This is a genomic window from Saccharopolyspora sp. (assembly GCF_017434145.1).
Lineage (GTDB): Bacteria > Actinomycetota > Actinomycetes > Mycobacteriales > Pseudonocardiaceae > Saccharopolyspora_C > Saccharopolyspora_C galaxeae.
Window position 1 is genome coordinate 1 of record NZ_JAFRFW010000444.1, and the last position, 2,022, is coordinate 2,022.

Below are 2,022 nucleotides of genomic sequence, written 5' to 3' on the forward strand. Positions count from 1 at the left end.
AGTCTACGTCATCGACAGCCTTTCGCTGTCTCAGGCCGCGGATTCCCGGCCCGCGGATTCCCGGCCCGCGGCGGACGATTCCGCGCCCTCGCTGCTGTCCTTAGCTACCGACACCGCTCGCGGGCTCGTGCCCGCGCCGCAGCCCGAGCCGGACTCCGCGGAAGCCGGCGAGTTCGCGCTGCACGACCTGGACCCGCAGCGCCTCGTCGGCACGGCCGAGTCGGCCGCGGACCTGGTGCCCGGTGCGCACTCGCTGCTGGACCCGCTGAGCGACGGGCACTCCGGCGATCCGGCCCCGACGGAGCCCGCCCCGCCCGCGGCCGAACCCGAACCGCCAGCGTGGACACCGGAGGCGCCGCCCGCGCCGCTCGCCGCGCGACCTCCGCCCTCCGCTGCGGCACCGCTTCCGCACCACCTCGACGAACCGCGCACCGCGCCCGAGCCGGCAGCCGACGGCGGCGCCGTGATCACAAGCGAGAGCCCGGACAGTCCCGCGCCGCCACTGCCCTGGTCACCGCGCCACCCGGGTCTGCTGCCCGCGCCGCCCGCCGCCGGATGTGGTTGCCCGGCCGACGGACTCGGCCACGGCGGCGGACTCGGCATCACCGGGCAACCGCCGTCGTCCACACCGCTGCCCACGGCCGCGCAACGCGTCGAACATCCGGCCGCGCGCGCCCTGCTCGGCGCCGAAGGCTCGGCACCCGGCACCACGCCCGACTAGGTCGGCGATCAACCGCGACGCGCCCCGGAGATCCGATGCGGCGCTCCCCCGAACCACTGCTCTTCCCCGCCCGCGCGGGACACATCCGAAGGAGACCCCATGCAGACCTGGGCGAAGCGAGGCGTCCGCGCCGCGCTGGTGACCGGCGGTGTGCTGGCCGTGGGAACGACCATGGCCGCCACCGAAGACGCGAACGCCGCGCGGCATTCCGGCGACTTCCCCGCAGGCAACGGCGCGCATCGCGCGTCGAGCGCGGACCAGCACCGGCCGCTGCACAGCGCGGAGGACACCCAGCCGATATTCCCCGCGCGCGACGCAGCCGTGCGGATGGACGGCGAGCTGTTCCCCGCGCACCTGCGTTCCGGTGGAGACGGGCGCTACCGGGCGCTGGTGCTCACCGGCCGGATCGACCCGGTGCGGGACCTGCTTCCTGCCGTCGAAGACGCGCCCACGCGGGAGATCCCCGCGCTGAGCGAGCAGGGCTGGCTCGCGTCGCGGGTGCCGCGGATGGAACTCGCGGGCTGGGTGGCCGACCCGGCCACCGCGCGCCCGGCGCCGAGCGCGGGCAGGCACAGCATGGAGCCCGGTGCCGCGCCCTCCCGGCACGCGCTGCGCACTCCGGCTGAGGGGTTCCACCGGTCGCTGAGCTGGGCGGGAGCGATCGGCGAGGTGGTTCGCGAGCAACCGCGCGCCGCGGCTCCGGCGGGCGAGGGGCTGGTGTCGCTGTGGCAGCAGTCCCAGCGGCAGGAGGTTCATCGCCAGGCGCCGCCCACGGCCGCGCTGCTCGACGCCGAGTCGGTCGACCTCACTTCCGGCGTGCTCGCAGCCCCGGAGTACCGGCTGCACACGCTGCCGCCGTCGCTGCTCGCGGTGGCGCTGGACGAGCCCGCGCACGCGATCGGCCAGCGGGACTCCGTGTCGTCGCAACTGCCGGGCGAGTACCTGGTCGCCGCGAACGAGGCGCCGGCTCTTCAGCACCCGTTGGTGGCCGAGCCGCGCGCGGCGGAGCGGCCCGGTGTGCAGGCACCGCTGCCGCCGCTGGGCGAGCTCAACGCCTTCGGCGCCGACCGCGTCTCCGCGCCCGCTCCCGAGCGGGTGGGCGCTGCGTTCGATCGAGCGATGCGGACCGGCGACCTGCCGACCACGCCGCTGCTGGCCGCCCGCTTCACCAGCGACCCGCTGAAGCTGCCGGTGCAGGTCAAACCGCTCGACGCGCTCGACGCAGTACTGGCGGAACGGGACGTGGTGGCCCGCAACCCGTTCCCGATGCCGCGTGCGGCGCCGGGCGAGCTGGCGCTGCC

General features: G+C 76.1%; 1 protein-coding gene and 1 pseudogene. Both read left to right on the top strand.

Translation table 11 applies throughout. The features are described 5' to 3' along the window. Positions 1-721, top strand: a pseudogene (locus IJH84_RS12220) (hypothetical protein); the annotation flags it as partial. Positions 722-820: 99 nt separating this feature from the next. Beyond that, a partial coding sequence (locus IJH84_RS12225; RefSeq protein ID WP_295144218.1) for a hypothetical protein occupies positions 821-2,022 on the top strand: 1,202 nt, incomplete at its 3' end.